General features: G+C 43.2%; 18 protein-coding genes. 11 read left to right on the top strand and 7 right to left on the bottom strand.

Translation table 11 applies throughout. The features are described 5' to 3' along the window. Positions 1-160: 160 nt before the first annotated feature. Positions 161-772, bottom strand: a complete 612-nt coding sequence (locus V6669_RS22860) for a TetR/AcrR family transcriptional regulator (protein WP_338588222.1) — start codon at positions 770-772, stop codon at positions 161-163. Positions 773-1,827: 1,055 nt separating this feature from the next. On the opposite strand from V6669_RS22860, the gene V6669_RS22855 reads away from it, so the two are divergent. The 7 genes from V6669_RS22855 (at position 1,828) to V6669_RS22825 (ending at position 10,146) form a co-directional block, all read left to right on the top strand. Beyond that, positions 1,828-3,696: a TIR domain-containing protein gene (locus V6669_RS22855; protein WP_338588220.1), complete on the top strand. Its 1,869-nt coding sequence runs from the start codon at positions 1,828-1,830 to the stop codon at positions 3,694-3,696. A 54-nt stretch (positions 3,697-3,750) separates the two neighbouring features. Then, positions 3,751-4,359, top strand: coding sequence for a TIR domain-containing protein (locus V6669_RS22850; RefSeq protein WP_338588219.1), 609 nt, complete (start codon positions 3,751-3,753; stop codon positions 4,357-4,359). A 62-nt stretch (positions 4,360-4,421) separates the two neighbouring features. After that, positions 4,422-5,837, top strand: coding sequence for a hypothetical protein (locus V6669_RS22845; protein WP_253439823.1), 1,416 nt, complete (start codon positions 4,422-4,424; stop codon positions 5,835-5,837). 12 nt (positions 5,838-5,849) lie between these two features. After that, complete coding sequence (locus V6669_RS22840; RefSeq protein WP_338588217.1) at positions 5,850-6,944, top strand: TIR domain-containing protein; 1,095 nt, start codon at positions 5,850-5,852, stop codon at positions 6,942-6,944. A 160-nt stretch (positions 6,945-7,104) separates the two neighbouring features. Next, positions 7,105-7,374, top strand: coding sequence for a hypothetical protein (locus V6669_RS22835; RefSeq protein ID WP_338588216.1), 270 nt, complete (start codon positions 7,105-7,107; stop codon positions 7,372-7,374). Between the two features lie 199 nt (positions 7,375-7,573). Further along, positions 7,574-8,611 (top strand): ROK family protein, encoded by a 1,038-nt coding sequence (locus tag V6669_RS22830; protein ID WP_338588215.1) that lies wholly within the window; start codon positions 7,574-7,576, stop codon positions 8,609-8,611. 335 nt (positions 8,612-8,946) lie between these two features. Continuing rightward, positions 8,947-10,146, top strand: coding sequence for an MFS transporter (locus V6669_RS22825; RefSeq protein ID WP_338595017.1), 1,200 nt, complete (start codon positions 8,947-8,949; stop codon positions 10,144-10,146). A gap of 197 nt (positions 10,147-10,343) precedes the next feature. Here the strand turns inward: V6669_RS22825 and V6669_RS22820 are convergent, their stop codons facing one another. Beyond that, complete coding sequence (locus V6669_RS22820; protein ID WP_338588214.1) at positions 10,344-10,949, bottom strand: DedA family protein; 606 nt, start codon at positions 10,947-10,949, stop codon at positions 10,344-10,346. A gap of 289 nt (positions 10,950-11,238) precedes the next feature. Between V6669_RS22820 and V6669_RS22815 the strand changes: the two genes are divergently transcribed. Together V6669_RS22815 and V6669_RS22810 are read left to right on the top strand one after the other, a co-directional pair. Continuing rightward, complete coding sequence (locus tag V6669_RS22815; protein ID WP_338588213.1) at positions 11,239-14,406, top strand: GNAT family N-acetyltransferase; 3,168 nt, start codon at positions 11,239-11,241, stop codon at positions 14,404-14,406. Further along, positions 14,393-15,271, top strand: coding sequence for a TatD family hydrolase (locus tag V6669_RS22810; RefSeq protein ID WP_338588212.1), 879 nt, complete (start codon positions 14,393-14,395; stop codon positions 15,269-15,271). The genes V6669_RS22815 and V6669_RS22810 overlap by 14 nt, the downstream gene beginning before the upstream one ends. A gap of 127 nt (positions 15,272-15,398) precedes the next feature. On the opposite strand, the gene V6669_RS22805 is transcribed toward V6669_RS22810, so the two are convergent. After that, positions 15,399-16,355, bottom strand: a complete 957-nt coding sequence (locus V6669_RS22805; protein WP_338588211.1) for an aminoglycoside phosphotransferase family protein — start codon at positions 16,353-16,355, stop codon at positions 15,399-15,401. 97 nt (positions 16,356-16,452) lie between these two features. Here V6669_RS22805 and V6669_RS22800 point away from each other — a divergent pair, with 97 nt between their 5' ends. Next, a complete protein-coding gene (locus V6669_RS22800; RefSeq protein WP_338588210.1) occupies positions 16,453-17,616 on the top strand; it encodes an iron-containing alcohol dehydrogenase in 1,164 nt (387 codons plus the stop codon). Positions 17,617-17,771: 155 nt separating this feature from the next. Here the strand turns inward: V6669_RS22800 and V6669_RS22795 are convergent, their stop codons facing one another. Continuing rightward, the gene (locus V6669_RS22795; RefSeq protein WP_338588209.1) at positions 17,772-18,197 is read right to left on the bottom strand and encodes a hypothetical protein; all 426 of its coding nucleotides are present in this window, start codon (positions 18,195-18,197) and stop codon (positions 17,772-17,774) included. A gap of 25 nt (positions 18,198-18,222) precedes the next feature. Further along, the gene (locus V6669_RS22790; protein ID WP_338588208.1) at positions 18,223-18,639 is read right to left on the bottom strand and encodes a hypothetical protein; all 417 of its coding nucleotides are present in this window, start codon (positions 18,637-18,639) and stop codon (positions 18,223-18,225) included. 227 nt (positions 18,640-18,866) lie between these two features. On the opposite strand from V6669_RS22790, the gene V6669_RS22785 reads away from it, so the two are divergent. Continuing rightward, positions 18,867-20,924: a methyl-accepting chemotaxis protein gene (locus V6669_RS22785; protein WP_338588207.1), complete on the top strand. Its 2,058-nt coding sequence runs from the start codon at positions 18,867-18,869 to the stop codon at positions 20,922-20,924. 99 nt (positions 20,925-21,023) lie between these two features. On the opposite strand, the gene V6669_RS22780 is transcribed toward V6669_RS22785, so the two are convergent. Beyond that, entirely contained in the window at positions 21,024-21,410 is a 387-nt protein-coding gene (locus V6669_RS22780; RefSeq protein ID WP_338588206.1) for a Rid family hydrolase, read from the bottom strand. Between the two features lie 19 nt (positions 21,411-21,429). Further along, entirely contained in the window at positions 21,430-22,806 is a 1,377-nt protein-coding gene (locus V6669_RS22775) for an amidase (RefSeq protein WP_338588205.1), read from the bottom strand. Positions 22,807-22,857 lie beyond the last annotated feature (51 nt).

Here is a 22,857-nt window from a genome sequence, read left to right as displayed (position 1 = left end):
GGTGAATGGTAAATATTCAACTTAAAAATGAATAATTAATTCATTTTTAGATCAAAAAAATAGAGCGACTTAACGTTAGATATTTTTTTGCGTGCAAACCAAGTGAAAATGACCTGATCTGCACGCTTTGTCTACCCGGTATAAGTGATGAGAAGAAGCGTTATTCGTTGAGACTCTTCATACCGTACAGTCTGTATACATACAGTGCTTCGAATATTTGCTTCCGGCTGTCCTCGCTCATATCCCGCTTCAATAGATCCAGGTTCATGTCGATCACGTTGTGTGCGAGGATGTTCAGTAAGATCAAATTCTCCTCGGTACCGATCTCATACCGTTTATATTGATTCTTGAGATATGCCTTCTTGGTTTCGATCATCAGCTCGACAAGCTCATTCTTGGCGTTAGTGTAGATGGTGCCTTTATTCTTTTCAAAGATGATAACAATCTGATTCCGGTATTGCCGTAATACATCCACCTGTTCCTGCAACAGCGTCGACTTTCGCTCGCTATCCGTTTCCTCGAACAGGGTCTGATTATCAAAGTGAATCGTCTCCACCAGCACATTTTTCAAATAATCCACCAGATCCGGCGGCACGACGGCGTAGAAGAGTTCCTTCTTGTTCTTAAAATAAGTATAAATGTTGCCCACGGAAATATTAATCTCATCCGCGATATCGCTCATCTTGGCATCCACATAGCCTTTTTCGAAAAAGACTTTGAGCGCCGCATATTCAATCTCTTTCCTGACTTCGTCTTTCTTGGCTTGCACCATCGGGAACGACTCCTTAATAGTGAATGGGTGGTTCGTTATTAGGTTATTCTTATTTTTTGGGTTTGTCAATGGGGAGGGGAGAAAGATAGGTAGTAGGATTAGGAGTTCGATCAGGAGACGGTTGCAGAGCTGTTATATAGGTAAACTAACAAAATGTCTTATAAAGTGAAGGATATTAATGGTAAGCGAGTAAAGAGAAATTTGGTACAGCAGCCGGTTCTGCTGGTGGTTTTGAAGTGTGTTACGAAGACAATACCTTTAAAGTCCATTCGAACCATTATCTATCCGAGATGGCGGTGATGATGGCGAATACGCTGAAATTGAGTGATGTGGGTGCACAAGGAGGGAGTGGGGAGGCAATAGAAGCAAGCTTTATTGATGCACCGCTAACATACAGGAAGAGATAAATGTTCGTTAAGGAGAAGATCGTGAACCGGTAAACGAATAATATGGATCGGGTGGGGAGCATAGGATCTATCGGAAGCCGCGAGGATGATTTAAAAATTGTTATTGGACTTCAATGTGTAAATTAGACAAGAATAACAAAAAAAGATGTACCTCTGAAGACGCATCTTATTTATGTAAGAAACCAATACTCTCTAAAAGTATCTGGGAATTGGAGAAGATTGAGAAGATCTAGAATAAAATAGTTGCGTTAATTTCGGGTGTTCAATCTTACGTATTATGCTATTTCGAAACTAATTATCTGAATAATAAAAAAGACATGAACCAACAGCATTCGACAAATGAGATGAGATATAATGAATAAGTAATTAGGCCTATATTAATGGGTATAATAGCTTTCTTATTTGATGATCAATAGGTCTTATTCAATGAATTTATTGCTTTTTCTATGTAGGTTATGAATGAATTTTTGTATTAAGAGTTAGCTTCTATATATGATTTAACATATGGAAAAAACAAAAAAATATGAAAGTGAATTGGAACTCAATGAAATTAATAGAAAACGAGATGAATTTCTAGGAGTTTATGAATGATTTAATACCAAAAAACATATCTACAACATTAATCTAGGGAATGGAGTGAACAGTAGTATGAGTGTTATTCTAATACATCCTAATCTTACAATTGGCAACGATACTGTCGCTGAATCATTTTACCACGTGCTACGCACTGAATTAGAGGAGCACACAGATGTCAGAGGTCTCAAAACTGCGATGCATCTACATTCAGTTTCAATTCAATCTGATGAAGTACTTATTATTTTCAATAAACAAACTGAAGATTATTCACAGAATGTCTTGTACGTTTTAAGGCAAGCATTAGAAACGAATTGTACTATTATTCCAGTATCCTTGTATCAACAAACACGCAGTCCTGCCGATATGATTGGACATATTCAGAGTTTTGATGTTGTTGATCAACTTCGACAAAGAAGGCTAACAGAAAAGAATAGAGATACAGTAGCTTTTTCTCTAACTCGGTTGATTATGTCAAAAGTTCAGCCAACAATGTCAGTCGAGCGAATGGATCTATTTATAAGTCATCGTCGGGCAGATGGTGAAGAAATTGCCGCGGAATTCTACAATGAATTTAGAAAACGTGTCAATGAAGTAGAGACTTTTAGGGATTTAATTAGTATAAAAGTGGGACAAAATGCACAAGAGGAGATAGAGAAGAGTCTGTATAAAAGTGATGCTGTTATATTTATTGATACGCCTCTATGTGGTGAATCAATTTGGGTAGAAAAAGAACTTCAAATTGCTCTGGGGTTAAATCTCCCTATAATTTGGGTTAAAGTAGGTGCTGCTGAGAATAGAGTGGAGCTTAAAGTGATTCCTGGGGGGAGCCCTCACTATAAAATTGAAAATTCAGAAATAAACGATTTAGAATCATTGAATTTAATTGACGATATAATTCACAAGGCGTTCCAATTAAGCAGAACGAATGCTATGACTGTTATTGATCATTTTAATAGAATTCAACAACTTGCAAGTTCTAAACAAATAAATTTGATCCCTATCAACAAAAAAAATATGATTTATCGTGTTGAAATTCCTAGAGTTATTAAAGGATTAAATTATTATCAACGCCCCTTGAGTCATGTTTTTCAACTTTTCGGGAGAAATCCTAAAGATGAGGATAGAAACAGTTTCGAACCATTAATTTCGGATCTTGGTTTCCTACTTCATCCGGATTTGGGTTATCACTTTGATTCAGGGCTTTTGTTAGGTCCAAGTGCATCTTTGAGTACAGTTCCTCCCACACAACCTATTTGTATAGATTCAGTGGATGAATATGTAACCTCACTTCAAAAATATTTATCTTCTGATAAAAATAAGACTCCGAAAAAAGGAATAATTATATCTGGTGCTTTCCCAGATTATGAACCAGAGTTTCAGCAACAATTGACAGATGCTGTTTTCTCTTTTTCAAAAGCAGTATTGGATAAAGGAGGAATTGTTATTTTTGGAAGTCACCCAACTTTTCAACATTTGATTCTTGATTTAGCTAGAAGACAACGTCCAGATGATTACATAAATGCTGTTCATATGTATATTTCAAAATACTTTGTTACTCAAGCAACGATAAACGAATTGACTAACAAGGCAACTATATATGCAACAGATAATATTAAAGATAACCGAGCAGAGAGTTTGACCTCTATGCGCAAGGCGATGATCTCAGACGAAGAAGTAGCTGGTATAGTTTTGCTTGGAGGAAAGCAACATGTTGATATAAAGCCAGGCATTGATGAGGAGTTGGAACTGGCTACACATAAAGGCATTCCAGCCTTTATTATTGGATCTGTGGGAGGACGTTCTTCAGAATTAGCACAAGAAATGATTGAAAGTGGTGGTAAATCTATTAATACGTTAACTAAGGAACAGAATCACAAATTATTAACAAGTTTAGATTACAGATCTTTAGCAGATGAAATTCTGCAAACTTTGGGTTTCTAATCTAATATTTAAACTAAACTGGAATATCGTAATATTCAACAAAGGGGAAAAAACGTGGCATATAAAACATTTATCTCGTATAAATATTCTGAGGCTAAAGAACTTAGAGATCGTATTGTGGGGGCTTTAAAAGATGATGCAAGATATTATCAAGGAGAAACAAGTGAATCTCCAGATATGTCGGATCGAACTACCGAATATATTAAAGAAAAGTTAAAGGATATGATCTACTCGACTTCAGTAACTATTGTTGTTATTTCTCCAAATATAAGAAAGAGCAATTGGATTGACTGGGAAATCGAATATTCACTAAAGCAAATTAAGCGAGGAGATAAAACTTCTGGTACCAATGGTGTTCTGGGAATTGTTATGAAATACAACGGAGGATATGAGTGGTTAAGGACGTCTATAACTAATCAGGATGGACATACTTCAACACAAACAAATAACAGTTATCTGTACAACATTATCATTAACAATCGTTTAAATCAGGAGCCGAAAGAGTATTTCTGTGAAATGTGTAAAACAGTAGATTCACTTCAGGGGTCATACCTTTCATTGGTAGATGAAGAGGCCTTCCTTAAGAATCCTAACCGATATATTGAGAACGCTTATGATAAAAGCAAAAAACTTAACCATTATAAGATTAATAAATCAAGGTAGAATTTGATAATTCTAATTTTTTTAGCAGTGAAATCAAGCTTCATTTGAAAGGAAAGATATGGATGAACCAGTTGAGATATGATATTACAAGGTATCTTTGTGCAGCAGCAGAAATTAGTCCGAGATTCCGCACTAAAGTATTCAAACAAATTATCGATAGTAGCGTACGATTCGTTGCTCCCTCATATGGTGTTGATGTTCCTCTCGTTGCTAGGCATTGTTTAAAAGGACAGATACGAGATTTTATCGTTGAAGCTGCGTTATCTGTCCTGTTGATTTGGTCACTAATTTCTTCACTTAATTCTTTTGGTGTTTTATTTGGAATATTTCAGTTTGTATTATCTTTGTTTACATACCCTTGGTTAATGGCAATCCTTCTAAGATGGTCTAATTTGTACATAGGTTACCAAATTGTTACGAAAGATTTAAAAAAAATACAAAATTCAGATTCCAATAAATCACTAATAGAATTGCAGTATGAAAAGCGAATTAATGAGTTGGAAAAACTACAGGATGGCAATGTTGTATATTACAGTGGCTACAATCCATTTGTAGGCTCGGGAATTCGTGTTGATGGTTGGTCATTTGTATGTAGTATTGAGAAAAAAGGAGAAGCACAGACTCAAGAAGATATTATTTCTTTATGTGATTTGTACGAATATGTTGATGGAAATATGAAATCCTTACAAATTCCAAAATTAACTGTTAAAGATATGCTTTATGTTAAGGGAAGTGAAGTACGGGGGGACATTCGTTTCCTTCCAGACGTACACCTTACTCCAATTTCGGTTGTGCCGGATTCATTACTTAATGAGTACAAAGAAAAGCAAGAGGAGAATGTACGATATTTTCAAACAGTACAAGTTGTTGGATGGCAAGGAAATGTTATTTTTTCTTCTTTTTTTAGAGTGAGTAAAAACGATAAACATTTATTCGTAGAGGCAAACTATTATGCGTTACCACCACTGAAATCTGAGTTCTATTTGATTGATGAACTTAATTCTCCAATTAAATTAGGAAGTATTTTGAAAATGGGTTTTTCTTCAATATTACCAGCTATTGTACTCTTACCTCTATCTCCTATTCGTGCTTATAAAAGTGGAATGGCATTCTTTGCTGGAGTTAAAGATAAGAAGGCTTTAATCAAGCAAGTAGATGAGAATCAAAAGTTTGATTATGGGGCTTCAGAAAGCATAAGAGAAATGGCGGCAAGCGATAGGTTACAGAATTTCTTTCAAAAGTCGGATTTAGATATGTATAGAAAACAAATTGAACGTTGTTTTACAGATAGTGTTATTGATTATTTAGAAGAACAGGGAGTGGACATTTCTGAATTTGTTCAACGTAAAGAATCGATCGTCAATCAAGGAATCACGATAAATGGTGGAGAGATTCACGGAGATGTAGTGTCAGTAGGAAGTCAAACAAACAAAATTATAAATCAAGCAAAAAATGTTCTTCAAAAAAGTTCAATTTAAAAGGAGAAATAAATGACTTCTATTTATAATAATGGAATAGTTATTAATGGTGGAAAGATCAATGGGAACGTAGTTTCCGTAGCTAAAATGAATGTTTATAAGGAGGAACAAGCTTTGGATAATGAAACAGATATTGCGCAATATGAATATGATGTTGCACTATCCTTTGCTGGAGAAGATAGGGGCTACGTTGAAATTATTGCAAAGGAATTGGAATCAAGAGGTATTAAAGTGTTCTATGATAAATTTGAAGAAGCTACTTTATGGGGGAAAGACCTACACCAGTACCTCGATTATTTGTTTGGTAAAGGTGCGGCTTTTTGTGTGATGTGTATCTCGGAAATGTACATAAAGAAATCATGGTGTAATCTGGAGCGAAATAGTGCTATACAGCGACAAAATGATGGTGGCGAATATATATTGCCGGTGTGCTTAGACCTGACAAGAATTGAGGGGATAACAGATAGATTTGGATATTTAGAAGCTAGAAATTACAGCCCTGTTCAACTGGTGGAAACAATTATCAATAAAATAAATACAAGAAAAGATGAGGAGAGGCCTCAATTTCAAAAAAAAATACAAAAAAAACCCGAAGGTCCGTTTTTTGTCTTTCACGCAAATAACCAACATCCGCGTTTTGGTAGAATATGGCATGAACTTTTAGGTGGGTCTTATAAACACACCTTTTTGAAGACAGAATTGAGCAAGGCGGCTATTAAGAGGCTTTTTAGAGCCAAAGAGAATAATGCTTTAAAAGATTTACTAGTAATAGGTCTATATTATAACGATGAAGTAGCCCCGTTGGATGGAGTTATTATAGAAATCACAGATTTTTTGGTAACTTCTGAAAAAGTGGAGTTTTCCTTTGAATTGGTTGAAAAAACTAATATTCCGAGTGGTTTAATCTTAAAATTGTTAGGAGACAGATATTCACATATTGTAAGAGAAGGCTATCACAAAAATCCTCCAATACCGCAATTTATTGTTTATTCAGACAAGAAGTTTGAAGAATTAATAAATGGTTGCATGAAAAATTTAGATGAATACAATATGATTTTGGAAAGAAATAAAATATTGAGTGCAAACTCTAATAATTACTGGAGATGAAATCTTAATTGATGAAATTTAAGTTTCAACTTGATTTAGGCAGGTATGTACCATCTTTTGAATTATGATATATATGGTATATTATGGATTTGATCCGCTTTCACGTACCACATCCACTCTATAGATGTGTTAATCTCTCCTTAACAAAGGAGAGATTAACATGACAAGTACCAACGGCGAAGACCAAGCTTTGCAGTACGCGCAACTCGTCCAACAGGAAGACGATTTCGTCAACCAACTGGTCACATGCAACAAACTCATCCTGGACGCCATGGACATCATCGTAATGCAGGCAGGTATGCTAGACATGGATACGGTGACACAGGCTGCATATCACCTTCATTCCATGGAACAGGATTTGAATAGAAAGCTATTTAAAGTACGACTGGAGAAGAGCATCTTGGCAAATCAAATGAGTCAGTCTACATAAAGTCACCTTAACTAAAGGACAGTGCAGGATTACACAAGATGATCTTGAACTGTCTTTTTGTCTTTCCATCCAAACGTTTTTCGCTCCCAATTTAGCATTGACTTTCACCACAAATCCCCCTACACTTCAATTATTAAAATACTTTTAAAAACATTCATTGAATGGTTCGAAATGAACGAAAGGAGGCATACAACTAACCATGTTACCCACATCACACAACACTCAGCAAGTGAAGCGCATTAACGTTGAATTGGTGAAGAATACGCTTCGATCCATGGGAGTGGGCACGAAAGCTTCCATTGCGAACCTGACCAAACTCAGCGTAGCAACATGTGGCACGATCCTGAACGAATTACTCCAAACGGGTGAGATTATCGATCTGGGCCCGGATGAATCGAGTGGGGGAAGACCTGCAAGTCGGTATCAATTCAATGCGGACTACGCAAGCGTACTGTGCCTGATTATTCGAACAGAGGGCGGCATTCACTCGATCACACATACATATGCCAATCTGAACGGAGAGATGGCGGATGAACAGACACTCTTTTTGGATGAGATCAATGTAACGGTGGTAGAGGATCTGATTGCGAATCTGATCAAAAAACACCACAATGTGCAGGCGATTGGTATCGGCATACCTGGTGTGGCACACAACGGTGTTATTGGGATTTGCGACGTACCGGAGCTGATGTATCAGCCACTTGGGCCAAGGCTTAAGGAGCAATATGAAGATGTAGAAGTGATCATTGGCAACGACATGAACCTGACCGTCTACGGACTGTATAACCAGCAACAATTTGAGGAAGAGAAGAACTTTGCAGTGGTGACGTTTCCCGAGAATCATTTTCCGGGTGCAGGCTTTATCATTGATGGTCGTCCCCTGACCGGGAACACGCAATTTGGAGGTGAGGTGTCTTTTTTACCTTTTGGCGTGTCACGAGAAGAGCAACTGCGCATGTTGAAAACGACGGAAGGGTTGCAGGAACTGGTGGTACAGACGCTTGTATCCATCATCGCGATTATTAACCCGGCTACGATTGTGGTTACAGGCGATACGATGGACCCGGCTATGCGGGATTGCCTGACGCAAGGTTGTCTGGATCGAATGATTCCACAGGAGCATATGCCGGAGTTGATCATCCAAAGAGACACTCGGCGCGAATATGTCACGGGGCTAGTCGCGGTGACGCTGGAGAGCTTGACCTACCGTATTCAGGTGGTTGAGAAGCAGTGGTAAAGGAACTGAACGTCGATCAGAAGGATGATCTCTCATCAGATCAATTGAGTTGTAATAACGCTTTTATATAAGTGAACAATTTCATTATAACAAGTAACGGAGAGGGCAGAAAAAACCTGAAAAAGCGAAGCGGTCGCCTTTATCCCCGGATTTTCCCTTTGGGAAGGAAATTTAAAAAAATCTGGGGATAACAGTGATTGGAAGGTTATTCTGTCATCGGAGTGTCCAAGTTAATGACCCTTGTTTCAACTTATATAGACGCAATGGAGGAACTTATTTTGAATGAGCAAGCAGGTACACAAGGCAACAAACGAAAGTTCAACAAGCTGTACGCCATGCAGCTGGCAACGATCTTTCTAGGATTTATCGTATTTGGCATATCGGAAAATATTAAGGGCCCGGCCATTCCGCGCATTCAATTCGACTTCAATCTGGATGAGAAACAGCTCGGGACTTTATTATCCCTGAACGCACTGGGGTACCTGATCGCCTGCTCCTTCACGGCTATTCTGGTTCGCAAATGGGGCATCAAGGCGGTTAGCATCATATCGTTTGCCTCGATGATCCTCTCGGGTGTGTTCATTTATGTGTCTCATACCTATCCACTCTTTGCTTCATCATACTTCTTCATGTACATCGGTAACGGCATGCTGGAGATTGCTTTGGCAATTCTGGGTGCGCGGATCTTTGTGAAAAACACAGGTACGATGATGAACCTGTCCCATTTCTTCTATGGGCTGAGTTCAACGGTAGCGCCTTTGCTGGCGACAGGTGTTATGTCTTTGCGCGTATTTGGACACGAGCTGGACTGGCGCGGCATGTATCTGGTCATGTTGTCACTCTGTCTGCTGCCGATCATTGCGACGCTGCGCAGCAAATTCCCGGGGGATGATCTTCCTCATGAAGATCGGACGTCACTCAAGACGTTAACACGTGATCCAGCCATCTGGCTGATGGTGCTCATTCTTTCTTTTGGCGTGGTATCGGAACTGGCGGTTGGAGGTTGGCTTGTTAACTTTCTGGAGAAAGCCTATACGTGGGACACGGTCAAAGCATCTGGGCTACTGTCTGCGTTCTTCCTCAGTTTCTCGCTGGGACGCCTGCTGCTTGGTCCACTGACGGACCGAATCGGATTCGTGTTGTCGCTGATTCTATTCTCAGCTTTCTCAGCGGTGTGTACGTTTCTGGTGATTGGAGGCGGGGAGGGACTTGCGTTCTTCTTTGCTGTATCGGGGGCAGGTATTGCGATGATCTATCCTACTGTGATGGCGTTTATCGCACGCAGGTATCCGAACGGCAGTGACACCGCGATTACGTTCACGGTTACCCTGATGGGGGTTGGTAGTGTCATCGGTAACTATGTGATTGGGTGTGTGATTGAAGGTGTGAAGAATATGTACGGTCCAACGACTCAGATGGGGCTGTTGCGTGGACTTCAGGCGGGATATGGATTCATCGGTTTATGTGCTGTGATCTGTGCGGCATCTGGCGTAGTGTTGTATGTGTATTTGAAAAGAAGACAGGAACTGATTTAGAAATCAATTGAAACGATAAAGCCCCACTGATCGCCATGATCGGTGGGGCTTTGCATATAAATATACGAGTAGATTAGTACGGTATATCATCTATCACTAGTATCTTAACAAATCATAACCACAGGCCATGTAGAGTAAGGATTTTTTTATCATATACCAGCCACTCTACTATACAGTCCGCATTTCCTTAGGCAAACCTATGACTTGTTCAAAGCCGTTCTTCTTTTCCAACGTTTCAACAGCACGTACAATCCAAAAGCACCTAAGAAAACCACCGCTGCCGGAACGATATAAGGCTTAACAATTTCATCCACATGCTCCCATTGAGAGCCTAATTTGAAGCCTAAGTAGATGTATAATGAGGTGATCGGAAGCATGGCCAAGAAAGTAAAGAGACTGAACTTAAACACATTCATTTTCGCCATACCACAAGGGATCGAGATCACGGTCCGAATGCCGGGTACAAAACGTCCAATGAAAGCTACCCCGCTGCCATATTTCTCGAAGAACTTATCGGAAGCGTCCAGATGGTGGGGGCGAATCAAGAAATACTTGCCGAATTTTTCGACCATCGGTCTGCCGCCGTATCGTCCCAGGGCATACAACGTCAGAGGTCCAAACGTTCCGCCTATGGTACCAGCCAGAATAGCCAGCCACAGCTTCATATCCCCAAGATACACCCAATATCCCGCCATGGGCAGCACAAGTTCAGCAGGTACGAATTCAAACGACAAGGCAATAACCAGACCTGCGTATGACAAATCTTTAAAGAAGAGTATAAATTGCGTGATCCATTCTGTCATGCTTTCCCTCCATGAATCTATCTTTTTTTATATAAAAGAAACACTCCTATACAAAGAGTAACAATAGCGAATAGAGCTTGTCAAAGTTCACATGAAAGGCCTTTTCAGTACGTGCTTCAGCAATATGTTTACCCGTACATAAGGTTGATATGGATTCGTGAACAACTAGTACAGAACTTCGTACTGAAGCAATGATATATTATTCTCTGAAAATGCTTCCAATTATAGTATGATAAGACTATCACTAGCTTCTTCACCATCCTGTACATAAAGAGAAGGAGATCAGAACATGACCGTATCTTCGATTATCGAACAAATCCATATTATTGAATACAATCCCTCTTACGCTGCCGCAGTCGCGGATATGTGGAACCGTAGTAATGAAAGCTGGGGAGGTGGCACCAACCTTAGAACAGAGGAAACGGTTCGCCGGGAGATGGAGAGTTCGTCCAATCTTTATGCGTTTCTAGCCGTTCATGAGCAAGAGGTTGTTGGCTTCTGCAGTTTTGCTCATTACCGCTATGACGAGAGAGCGCTATATGTACCGTTGCTTAACGTACGCCCCGACTATCACGGTTATAAGGTTGGACGTAACCTGATCCTTAATGCTGTGCGCAAGACCGTGGAGGCCGGATGGCCCCGCCTGGATCTGTTCACATGGGCAGGCAACACAAAGGCTGTACCGATGTACAAGAAATGTGGATTCTTCTGGGAGAAAAAAGATGACAATGTGCATCTGATGAATTTCATCCCTACCATTTTGCAGACCGAAGCACTTGCTCCTTATTTTGAGGAGTTAGATTGGTATGCAGACAGTACGCGTGAACTCGTCATCGAGCCGGATGGCCGACGGGAGCGTGGTTTTGATTTCTTTGACTACACGTGGAAAAAGGGAGATGTCTCCCTGCGGGCTGAATTTGAAAAGTCGGGTCGCGGGCTGACTGCCCTCGAAACACCGGATTACGAAATCTCAACAGAGGTTGATGATCATGATCTGGTATTCGGTTCCAGCTATAACGTTCGCTATCGCATTAAGAACACTTCTAAGTCCGAACTGGCAGTCGAGATCAAGGGTGAGGATAACAAAAACATTCGATTTGCGCTGGACGTTGCACAGGCAGTTGCTCCGGGAGAAACCATTATCGTGGAAGGTGAGTTTCACCTTGATCCGATTACAGAGGAACAGAATAACAATAAGACCCATCCCGTTGTCGCCAGCACTTGGTTGATCGGCGGTAAGAAAGCGGAGTTCAGGTTGGGTATCGCCCCGAAATTCCCGGCCAAGATCAAGACCGTCTTGCCTGTGAAGGAGCTCTACCCAGGTATCCCGTCGGAGTTGGTTCTGAACGTTGAAAATAATGTGGATGCAGAAACGGAGTTCAGCTTGGAGCTGCCTGAGGATGAATTCCTTGAATGGGCGGAGCGTGCGGTGCGCTTTACGGTGCCTGCCAAAGGCAAAGTGTCTGTGCCAGTACCTTTCACCTTGCGTTCGTATGGTCTCTATTCCCAAGAAGTAGAAGTGACGGCAGTCCCAGCGGGGAACCCGGCGATCTCTTTCACAAGCAAACTTTCTGTACTGATGAAGGGAATCGAAGGGAAATATGGTGGGCAGATTGAGGATCAATGGGTGGCTGTTAATGGCGCATTCTCCATTCATATGAGCAAGCAAGATAATATGATGTGGATTGAATACCCTGGCTCCATTCATTCCTTCTGGTGGACTTATCCGAAGCTGGGTAAGCCGTTTGCCGAAGAGTTATCCAAGAAACAAGCAAAAGAAGTGAATATCTATCCCGAAGGGGAGCGTCAGGTTCTTGAAGCACTGTATGACTCGGAGGATTTCCCTGGATTACAGATCAAGTCTGTCGTTAAGTTGTCTGCGAATGGAGTCGCCGAATTCCACCATGAGGTTGAAAATACACGAGATACCGCTTGGGAAGAAGACCTGTTCCTAATGAACAACTTCGGTTTCTACGGAAACCGGTTAATCCTCCCGTACCAAGATCGTTTTGTGGATATGGGGGATTCTTACGCTGGCGATCCGAGCCATTGGAACAGCTCTCAAATCACGGAGAATTGGTTGTTCTGTAAGGAGGCGCATGGTGCCAGCGGTATCTATTGGGACCCTTCTCTGAAGCTGCTTCGCCCGGAATACACGCTAGGATTTCAGCATGAGCTTGGTCGTATTCCCGCAGGAGCCGTAGTGCGGACGAAAGAAACTGTATATGCTTTGAACACGTTTGCGAAGTGGCAGGATTTCCGTGCGTTTGCGCGGAAGCAGCGTAACCCGGTCATTCCGTTGCTGGACAGTCATCTGGATCTGACACTGAGTGAGGGGAATCCATTTGCCCCGGACGTGCTACAAGCAACGTTGTCTGAACACAAACTGGTTCCGCTTGCGGGCAAGTTGGAGTTGTATGTACAGCAGGGTGGCGAACCGGAGGTTATGGCAAATGAGAAGGAATTCAATCCGGAGCAGAATCTAAACTCCGCCAAGCTGACATTTTCACCAGACGAAGCGGACCGCCACCAGCACGTGAGTGGTTGGAAAGTTCGTGGGCTATATCGGGGCGAAGATCGGATTCAGGAGCGAACTGCCCTTTGGTTCCCGCAGAGCGGAACAGAGGTTAAGCAAGTCATTGAAGAAGGTTCATCTGGACCTGTGTACACCGTAGATAATGGAGTATTGTCAATCGCCGTTGCTCCTGAATTCGGGAGTGTAGTACACTCCCTGAAATATGCAGGAGACGAATGGCTGGACAGCTCATACCCTGAACCCGCTCCACGCTCGTGGTGGAATCCGTGGTACGGCGGTCTGGGTGTGGGGGTTCCGGGCATGAATGGTTTCAGCCGCCAGTTGGAACAAAGAGCCGCTTCCTGGACAGAGCACAAGGACCAATACGGCAACGTCTGGAAAGGCGTAAAACTGACCACCCGAATTGAGAAGCATGAAGCTAATCGGGGAATCACGATCCACCAGCATTATGTAATGCTACCCGGTGTTCCTGTGCTCTGTACGCTGCTTGAAGTGACAAACGAAAGCGGTCTGACGCTGACGAATTACTCGCTTGCGGAGGAACGTTTCCTCCAGCCTTCATCTGTCTTTGCGGAAGGTTGGATCGAGCAACCGGGTCAAGATCGATTCCCGCTAGGCAAGGTGGATGTGGGCCTGCCACTTGAAGACCTTTTGCGAGTCGGATCGGTTTCACGTGAAAACATGCTGCATGCGGTCCATCGTTACCTGAATCAGAGTGCATGGGCTTTTGCCAATAATCAGGTGACGGGTTTGAACGTGAATCATCATCTGACAATCAAGCACGGGGAAACAGTCTGGACGGAGCCGACATATCTTGTCCTGGGGCCAATCCCACTGAGTTCACCGGATGTGCGTGACCTTCTCAAAATGAATTTTGCAACTTCTACCGAGGAAAAGGAGGCTTCACATGCCGATCATTGATATTCACATTCATCTGTCGGACATCGACAGCTTTCACCGAACAGCGATTGATCTGTCCAAAGTGGATTACTCTGCCGCTGGTCTTAAAGCGGAGTTTGATAAAAACGACGTCATTCTGGGTATCGGAATGGGGGTTACGGAGCAGACGAAGGGAGCATTCCCGGATTCCAGTTCCCCTAATCCGATGGGACTTAATCTGGAAGAGAAGGTTCCCTCATTCCTCATGGAATGCGTGGGAATCAATCCTAATGCGCTAGATGGTAAACACGCTCAGGACGAGCTTGACCGGATTGAAGCAAGACTGCGATCCCCTGAAGTAGCCGGAATCAAACTCTATGCCGGATACTATCATCACTATGTGTATGACAAAATCTATACCCCGGTCTATGAACTCGCAGCCAAGTACAACCTGCCTGTCGTGATTCATACGGGTGACACGTACTCCATGAATGGATTGCTCAAGTACTCGCATCCACTGACGGTGGATGAATTAGCCTTGCAGCAGCGTGGTGTGAACTTCATGATCTGTCATCTGGGTGATCCCTGGGTGATGGATGCAGCTGAAGTGGTAGCGAAGAATCCTAACGTGTATGCGGATTTGTCTGGTCTTGTGGTGGGGGATCGGCCGCATTTTGAACGGTTCATGAACGAGCCTTTGTTCATGGATCATTTCCGCCGGGCTTTGGTCTATTCGGATCATTACGAGAAAATGCTGTTTGGCACCGACTGGCCGCTTGCGCCCATCGATCTGTATGCCGAATTTGTCCGCCGACTTGTACCGGAACAGCATCATGATAAGGTATTCTACGAGAATGCCTTTGGGCTGTTTCCACGTATTGGACAGCGGATTGCCGATCTGGGTTAGAACCTAAGTACCGAATTCTTAATATCTGAGGGGATGTAGACCATGTATGTCACGGAAGCATGTGATGTTTATGTTGAATCCCCGTGATGTAAGCTCCTGCCACTTTGCTGGCAGGAGCTTTTTTTGTTCAGGAGAACAAAGGTTGAGTCACCATGTTCATATACTTTTTTAAGTCGTCTTTTGCATGTGGGTACTGTTCCCAAACCCCAAGGTTCCAACTCATATAACGGATACCTAGATATCGGGATGCCAGGGAGAAGTACTTTTCGAATTGATGTTGTGGAATATCATATCCATGAGAGCTTAGCGCCTCCTGATAGATCTCAACTTGTTTCAGCTGTGTACAGCGCAGAGGGATATCAAAGAACAGGGAGCCATACCTCGCTTCCTCCCAATCGATAAAATATACATCTTCATTGTTGTGTACTAATACGTTGCCAGGATTCAGATCATTATGAATCAACGTATGTGTATGTTCGTCCTTAATGAGATTTTCAAGATCATCTACGATGTTTCTTGCTACAGCTTCAATTTCCAAAATGAGCGGCGATCCGAATTCCTCTAAGAATGATGGACTTTGTATAGCGTTTTTCCACGAAGGTCTCCAACGGTTTTCTATCATTTCGATGATATGAGATCGATCCACATTAGATATCCAGGGTAGTTCTTTTTTCAATCCCACATTCGTTCCGTGTATGTAAGCCAGTGCTCGTAATTCTTTATGCTGAAGCAGATCCATATCCAGATGACTATAATCGGTTTGGTAGTCCACATCCTGAATGCAGATCAAGCTTCGATCTTGAGTATGAGGTTCAGTTGATAAACTATAGGGTACATTGGCGCCCTGTAAAAATAATCTGGACAAGGCAGAGCGTTCAATGAACGTAGCCTTCTTTGTTACGTAAGAAATATTCTTTTTCACTCCATTTATAAGGAATTCAATATGATGTCGAAGCAATGCAACGGCTTGAGATCCCGCACCGATAGGGTTACTTTTGATACTTTGAATGTGAATATCCGAGGATACAAATTGATTAATGGTTTGTTTTATTAATCGCTGTAATGTGAAAGACTCCATACTCATCTGTTATCTCCTTCTTGCCTGTATTTGTTTTTACGAATAAAGAGAATTATAATGGTGGATGCACAAAATTTCAGACTTTTTTGGAGGAACATACGTAATGAGATCTTTTCAGTTTTATAATCCGACCCGGCTGATTTTTGGCAAAGGGCAACTTCAAGCACTACAAACCGAAGTTCCAAAATACGGAAAACGTATTTTGCTTGTATATGGTGGTGGAAGCATCAAACGTAGCGGGCTATACGATCAGGTAATCAGCCAGTTGAACGAAATCGGAGCAGAGGTTACGGAACTCGCTGGAGTAGAACCGAACCCCCGTCTGTCTACGGTTCATAAGGGTGTAGAGCTATGTAGAACACATAACATTGATCTGGTTCTTGCGGTTGGCGGCGGCAGTGTACTTGACTGCGCTAAAGCCATCGCAGTAGGAGCCAAATACGATGGAGACATGTGGGATGTTGTTGTGCGCGAAGCAACCCCGGAAGGTGGACTTCCGCTGGGTACAATTCTGACCATGGCAGCGACAGGCTCCGAGATGAACAACGGTTCAGTAATAACCAATCAGGATACGCAGGAAAAATGGGCATGGTTCAGCGAGTATTCTTTCCCAGCGTTCTCCATTCTTGATCCGGAGTACACATACACCGTACCACTGGATCAGACGGTATACGGCATGGTGGACATGATGTCTCATGTGTTTGAACATTATTTCCATCTGGATACCAATACACCGGTTCAGCTTGGATTCTGTGAGACGATTCTTCGTACCGTTATTGATACGGCCCCTCGTCTGATTAAAGATCCAGAAAACTATGAACTGCGCGAAACCATTCTCTACTGTGGAACAATGGCGCTTAACGATGTCCTGAATATGGGTCTTGCCGGAGATTGGGCTTCTCACAATATTGAACATGCTGTGTCGGCTGTGTATGACATTCCCCATGGGGGAGGCCTTGCGATCCTTTTCCCACACTGGATGAAACATAATCTGGATGTGGATGTAGATCGATTCAAACGTATGGCTGTTAATGTATTTGATATCAACCCTGCTGGAAAGTCGGACAAACAAGTTGCTGAAGAAGGCATTCAAGCGCTGCGTACATTCTGGACTTCAATTGGTGCCCCTAGCCGTCTGGCGGACTATGACATCGACGACAGCCAGATTGATGTGATGGCTGATAAAGCGATGCGATTCGGTCCGTTCGGATTCTTCAAAAACTTGCAGCGTGAAGATGTAGTACAAATTTATCAAGCTGCACTGTAATTGTAAATCTCACCTTCACTTTGTATATTAATTCACATTAAACAAGGACCTTCCTGTATTACTTAGGAACGTCCTTGTTTTTTTATTATGACATTATATCTTGTACGCTCATCCGTTTTTTCTGGACTTCAATGTCATGTGATCCCCTTTTCGAATTAATCCTTCGGTTCAACTACGGCTTCATTGACAGGGGTATCCTTTCGTTTCAGATACATCTTGCTTGGACGATGCAAGAGCACGATAAGCAGGGCGAAGAGATGAATCAGGCTAAACAGGTTACTCTCATTCGGAATGGCAACGAATAACGCCAGACTCAGAAACGTCACGGTGAGCTTGAACTTTCTTTTGGTGATGAATATAACAGCAAGCAGGCTGGGACCGATGATAAACAACATTCTGGCTAAGATTACGCCAGAGGCGTAAGCCAGATCATCTCCTTTGCGTAAGAAACCCAGATAGGCCTCCATATTCTGGTTGAAGTCAATGAGGAACACGATAAAGGACACAATCACGTAGATCAGTTTTACACTCAATAAAATGCGCACGACATTTAATAGCGTAGGTAATGCTGTTTTTACCATATCACTTCTCCTATTCTCTTCGAATCTATAACCGCAGATTCTTCTGGTTGTATTCTTCCCGAGAGTTTTCCTGCTTCAGATACACCTTGCTGGGCTTGTGGAGCAGCAGCGTAAGCAACATAAAGATGTGCAGCAAGACGAGAAAATTCTGAAAGAAAACAACGCCAAAAAATAAGGCCAGGCTCATAAATGTAATTGTTAGCTTATAACTTCGTTTGGAGATAAATACGATAGTCAGAATTGGGGGAACCAGAACCAAGAGCACTCGGAGCCCGATACTTGTAAAATAGGCGATCTGATCAGATAGCGGAAACGCGGAGTAATCCGCACTATTACGGAATAGATCTGCAATAAGGAATGTCATGGAAATCCCAATGAAAATGGATTGTACCCCTAACAGGGCACGGATAACATTTAATAAAGTAGGCATTTTCGGATTCAATGCGTTTTCCCTCTTCCTGCGCGATATGTATTTCATATATTATACGATGTTGATGTCATATTTTGTATTAACCCAAAGTCTTCATTTTCCAATCGTTTGCAGTGGCCTTTGACCTAGAATAACTGGGGAAACAGCTTACAGATTATTTGATATCGACCGATATAAAGTAGATACATAGAATATGGATTTCATAATAACGAAAATGAAAATGGATGGTGAATGTAATCATGGTATTTAGCAAGGCAAGAGAACGCATGCGCAACATGTCGTTCAGAGTCAAATTACCACTTATGATCAGTCTGCTGGTGTGTATCGTACTGGCGGTAACTGCGGTAGTGTGTTACAGCGTAGCGGCAGTTATTACACTCGACAAAAGCAAAGATGAAATTAAGGCAACCTCGGACCGGGTGGGGGCAGGTTTGTATGCTTCACTAAGTTTGGAAGAACAGTCCACCTTTCTGATTACAACACATCGGACCTTCCGGGATCTGCTAGAGATTCGGAATACGGATGGGCAGGAAGGTGAGAACTTTTTCTCGGAAAACAATGAACTGCTGGATAAGGCAAGTGGTATTCTCGCGGACAGTCTGGCAGGTATGGAAGGTAACAACAGTCTGATTTTGTTGGATCGGAATGGCATTATTATTGCAGCGAATGATCCGGCAGTTATTAAGGCGGAACGCGGAGATCGGGCATATTTTCAAGAAGCAATTCAGGGTAAAAACGTGATTAGTGAAGGGATTGTAGCCAAGTCCTCAGGACAACTCGGTACGGCTTTTGCCATGCCAATCTACAATGAGAATGAAGAAGTACAGGGGGTGCTCGTATCTGCGGCGTCCACCTCGTTCTTCGTTAATCAGCTACAAAATATCAATATTAATGATGAGGGAAAAGTGATTATTCTGGACCGTGTAGGTACGGTCATCTACGATTCAGCGGATGAGAAATTGGCAGGCCAGAAGATGGAGTCCGGTGAATACCAATCATTGATAGATCTTGCACCTAGCGCTGAACTGCAGCAAGGGGAGGTTAGTACAGACGAGAAAGTGGCGTATTACTCTAAAATCCCAAGATCCGACTGGACCGTCGTTGTTGAAGATAAAATGAGCGATGTGCAGAAGCCTTTGCGTGCGATGGCAAAACAGATGTACATTGTTTTGTTTAGTGCTATTGCGGTTTCCGTCGTAGCGGGTATCCTGATCTCTTTGCTGGTAACCAGACCAATTACAAGACTAACTGTGTTGTTCAGACAGCTTGCGGGCGGCGATCTGACGGTACAGGCTCAAGGTAAATATAGCGGAGAATTCAAACAATTGGTGGACAGCTTCAATACCATGGCAGCAGGAAATAAACAGCTGATCTCCAGCATGAACCATTCCATCGGCATCCTGAAAACAAGCACATCCGAGCTGGAACAGTCCACTCAGCAAACTTCAACCACGATTGCCGAAACAACGACAACAGCATTTGAGATTTCACGAGCCATGGAGTCCCAGGCGAACGATACGGAAGCCATTGTGGATAAATTCATGAATGTTGGTAACAAGATTGCAAACGTGAATGGGATGTCGCAGGCAGTGAAGTTCAAGGCAGATGAAATTACGGATGCATTCAAAAATAATCATGAAGTTATTGATGCACTCATTGCGGTGAACGGGCAGAACGAGATTGAAGTTGGCAACATCTCCAAAATTACAGTCCAACTCGCTGAAAGCTCCTCTGGCATTCACCAGATCACGGGCACGATTGCCGAAATTGCAAATCAGACGAAATTACTTGCGTTGAATGCTTCGATTGAGGCCGCAAGAGCAGGTGAGCAAGGGCGCGGCTTTGCCGTTGTTGCTTCCGAGATTCGCAAGCTGGCAGAGCAGACAACATCTCAATCGGAGGATATCAACCGAATCGTGATGCAGACCATTGATCATGTGGAGCAGAATAACAGGAGTGTTCAGGCTATTGAAGCGATTGCGGAACAGCATAAGAGCAGCGTTAGCCAGACGAAGGAGACATTCAATTTTGTCACCGAGAATATGAATGAGATGATGAGCCAAGTTCAGGCTATTGCTACTGAGATCGAATCCATTGAACGTGATAAGGATGATGTCATTGGGGCTGCACAGAACTTGTCTGCTTCCGGTGAAGAGGTGTCGGCTTCTGTTGAGGAAGTCACAGCAACAATGCAGGAACAGTCCGGCATGACAGAACATTTGACAGATATGGTGCAGAGAATCGATGGACTGACCAAACAACTTGCCGAGGAATCATCTCGCTTCAAAACAAAATAGGAATACGAAAAGAAACCCGTTTCTCAAAAGAGGACCGGGTTTCTAGATAAAAAGAGCACCTGTGCCCATCTATGGCTACAGGTGCTCTTTGGTGATGTGCTACTCTCCTCGGACGGAAGGCGCATACGCTAGCACTTCCATTTCAATTAAATAAGGACCTAACCCGCTGAATACGGTAATACGGGCGGGATACGGCTGCTTAATCATTCGCGCATACACTTCGTTGTATTCGGGCTGATCCTCCACTCGGGCCAGATGGGTGGTTGCCTTCACGATATGATCGAGTGTAAGTCCGGCTTCTTGCAGGATCACCTCGATATTACGAATGCACTGCTCCGTCTGCTCCTTAATACCTCCGATAGGCTCAAGCGTCTGTGGATCAACGCCTACCTGACCGGCGACGTAGACCAAATCTCCTGCGCGGATAGCATGGGAAAAAGGAAGCGGGAACTTGGGTGCTGCACTTGCATGTATGATGGTAGACATCGTAGCTGTCATTCCTTTCCTAATGAGTGTGTATATTTGGTGTTAACTGATGCCAGTTCGTAGCCTGCTGATAATGATGAGCGATGGACAACAGGCGGTCTTCTCTCATGAGTGGACCAGCAAGCTGCATGCCGATAGGTAATGGCTTCCCTGAGGTGGTATCGAACCCGATGGGTACGGTGATGGATGGTAGACCCGTATTGGTGAACGGTCCGTTGAAAATTGGGCTGCCTGTCTTGTAGCCATGTGGAGCTACATATGGTGTTGATGGAGTCAATAACACATCTACTTCATTGAAAAGCATCATCATCTCGCTCCGGAATATCGTTCGGATGCGTTGTGCCTGCAAATAATCAACGGCACTCGTCTGGTAACCGAGTTCAAGCTGCTCCCGCATCGTGTGACCGTAACGATCAGAGGCTTCCGCGAAGCGTTCCTGATGGAAGGCGGCAGCTTCTGCCCGCATTACCGTACGATGAGCAGCAATGGTTTCTTCCATATAAGAAGGCAGGTCAACTTTCTTCCATTGCATGCCCAGCTTCTCAAGCACAGCGATTGCCGACTCTACCGCTAACAAGATCGCCGGTTCATCAGTCTGGAAGAAGCTGCTCGGTAGCCCGACCATCATTCCTGATATAGGATTCTCAAGAGCATTTGTTAAGTCTGGCTTGCCATAAGGAAGCGTGAAGGAGTCCAGCTCATCTTGCCCGGCCATCGCTTCCAGAACGATTGCGTTATCTTGTGCAGATCGAGTGAAGGCGCCAATATGATCCAGGCTCCAACTGGCTGTGATGACACCATTACGGCTAACCCTGCCGTAAGTGGGTTTCATACAGGTTAATCCGTTGTAAGCTGCGGGTCTAAGCAGAGATCCAAAGGTCTGTGTTCCGAGTGTGAAGGAAGCCATGCCAGCCGCTACTGCAGCGGCGGAGCCGGAGCTGGAACCGCCCGGGGTATGTTCTAGATTCCACGGGTTGCGTGTTGGCGGTTCTCCTCCCTGAAAGGCGTATTCCGTCGTTGTTGTCTTGCCGAGCAGGATAGCGCCTGCAGCTTGCAATTTATTAATTACTGTTGCATTCGTTCCGGGTACGAAGTCTGGAAAGGTACTTGATCCGGCCGAGGTGCGTATGCCAGCGGTATGGATAATGTCTTTGGCTCCATAGGGAATGCCATGCAGAGGACCGAGATATTCGCCATTCATTAGCTTGTGCTCAGACTCTTTTGCGGCTTGCAAGGCTTGTTCAGTGGTGACTGTAACGAAGGCTTGCACAGCAGGTTCTACTTTCTCAATGCGATTCAAATAGGATTTTGTAAGCTCTACAGGAGATATCAACTTGTTTTTAATCAATTTTGCGGATTCAGCAATCGTCAGCTCGTTAAGTGGTTTCGTAATCATCGCAGAGGCACTCTCCTATGCGGGGGATTGGGACCTACTTCTTCTGGCAAC

This window comes from Paenibacillus sp. Y5S-9 (genome assembly GCF_036894235.1).
GTDB lineage: Bacteria > Bacillota > Bacilli > Paenibacillales > Paenibacillaceae > Paenibacillus.
Note: the sequence above shows the minus strand (reverse complement) of the source record. Positions and strands in the feature narration are given on the sequence as shown.

Bases quoted from the DNA above. Each gene is read 5' to 3' on its own strand.
- V6669_RS22845 (WP_253439823.1), top strand. From the start codon at position 4,422: ATGAACCAGTTGAGATATGATATTACAAGGTATCTTTGTGCAGCAGCA.
- V6669_RS22785 (WP_338588207.1), top strand. From the start codon at position 18,867: ATGGTATTTAGCAAGGCAAGAGAACGCATGCGCAACATGTCGTTCAGA.
- V6669_RS22795 (WP_338588209.1), bottom strand. From the start codon at position 18,197: ATGGTAAAAACAGCATTACCTACGCTATTAAATGTCGTGCGCATTTTA.
- V6669_RS22855 (WP_338588220.1), top strand. From the start codon at position 1,828: ATGAGTGTTATTCTAATACATCCTAATCTTACAATTGGCAACGATACT.
- V6669_RS22820 (WP_338588214.1), bottom strand. From the start codon at position 10,949: ATGACAGAATGGATCACGCAATTTATACTCTTCTTTAAAGATTTGTCA.
- V6669_RS22835 (WP_338588216.1), top strand. From the start codon at position 7,105: ATGACAAGTACCAACGGCGAAGACCAAGCTTTGCAGTACGCGCAACTC.
- V6669_RS22805 (WP_338588211.1), bottom strand. From the start codon at position 16,355: ATGAGTATGGAGTCTTTCACATTACAGCGATTAATAAAACAAACCATT.
- V6669_RS22840 (WP_338588217.1), top strand. From the start codon at position 5,850: ATGACTTCTATTTATAATAATGGAATAGTTATTAATGGTGGAAAGATC.
- V6669_RS22825 (WP_338595017.1), top strand. From the start codon at position 8,947: ATGCAGCTGGCAACGATCTTTCTAGGATTTATCGTATTTGGCATATCG.
- V6669_RS22800 (WP_338588210.1), top strand. From the start codon at position 16,453: ATGAGATCTTTTCAGTTTTATAATCCGACCCGGCTGATTTTTGGCAAA.
- V6669_RS22775 (WP_338588205.1), bottom strand. From the start codon at position 22,806: ATGATTACGAAACCACTTAACGAGCTGACGATTGCTGAATCCGCAAAA.
- V6669_RS22815 (WP_338588213.1), top strand. From the start codon at position 11,239: ATGACCGTATCTTCGATTATCGAACAAATCCATATTATTGAATACAAT.
- V6669_RS22860 (WP_338588222.1), bottom strand. From the start codon at position 772: ATGGTGCAAGCCAAGAAAGACGAAGTCAGGAAAGAGATTGAATATGCG.
- V6669_RS22830 (WP_338588215.1), top strand. From the start codon at position 7,574: ATGTTACCCACATCACACAACACTCAGCAAGTGAAGCGCATTAACGTT.
- V6669_RS22780 (WP_338588206.1), bottom strand. From the start codon at position 21,410: ATGTCTACCATCATACATGCAAGTGCAGCACCCAAGTTCCCGCTTCCT.
- V6669_RS22810 (WP_338588212.1), top strand. From the start codon at position 14,393: ATGCCGATCATTGATATTCACATTCATCTGTCGGACATCGACAGCTTT.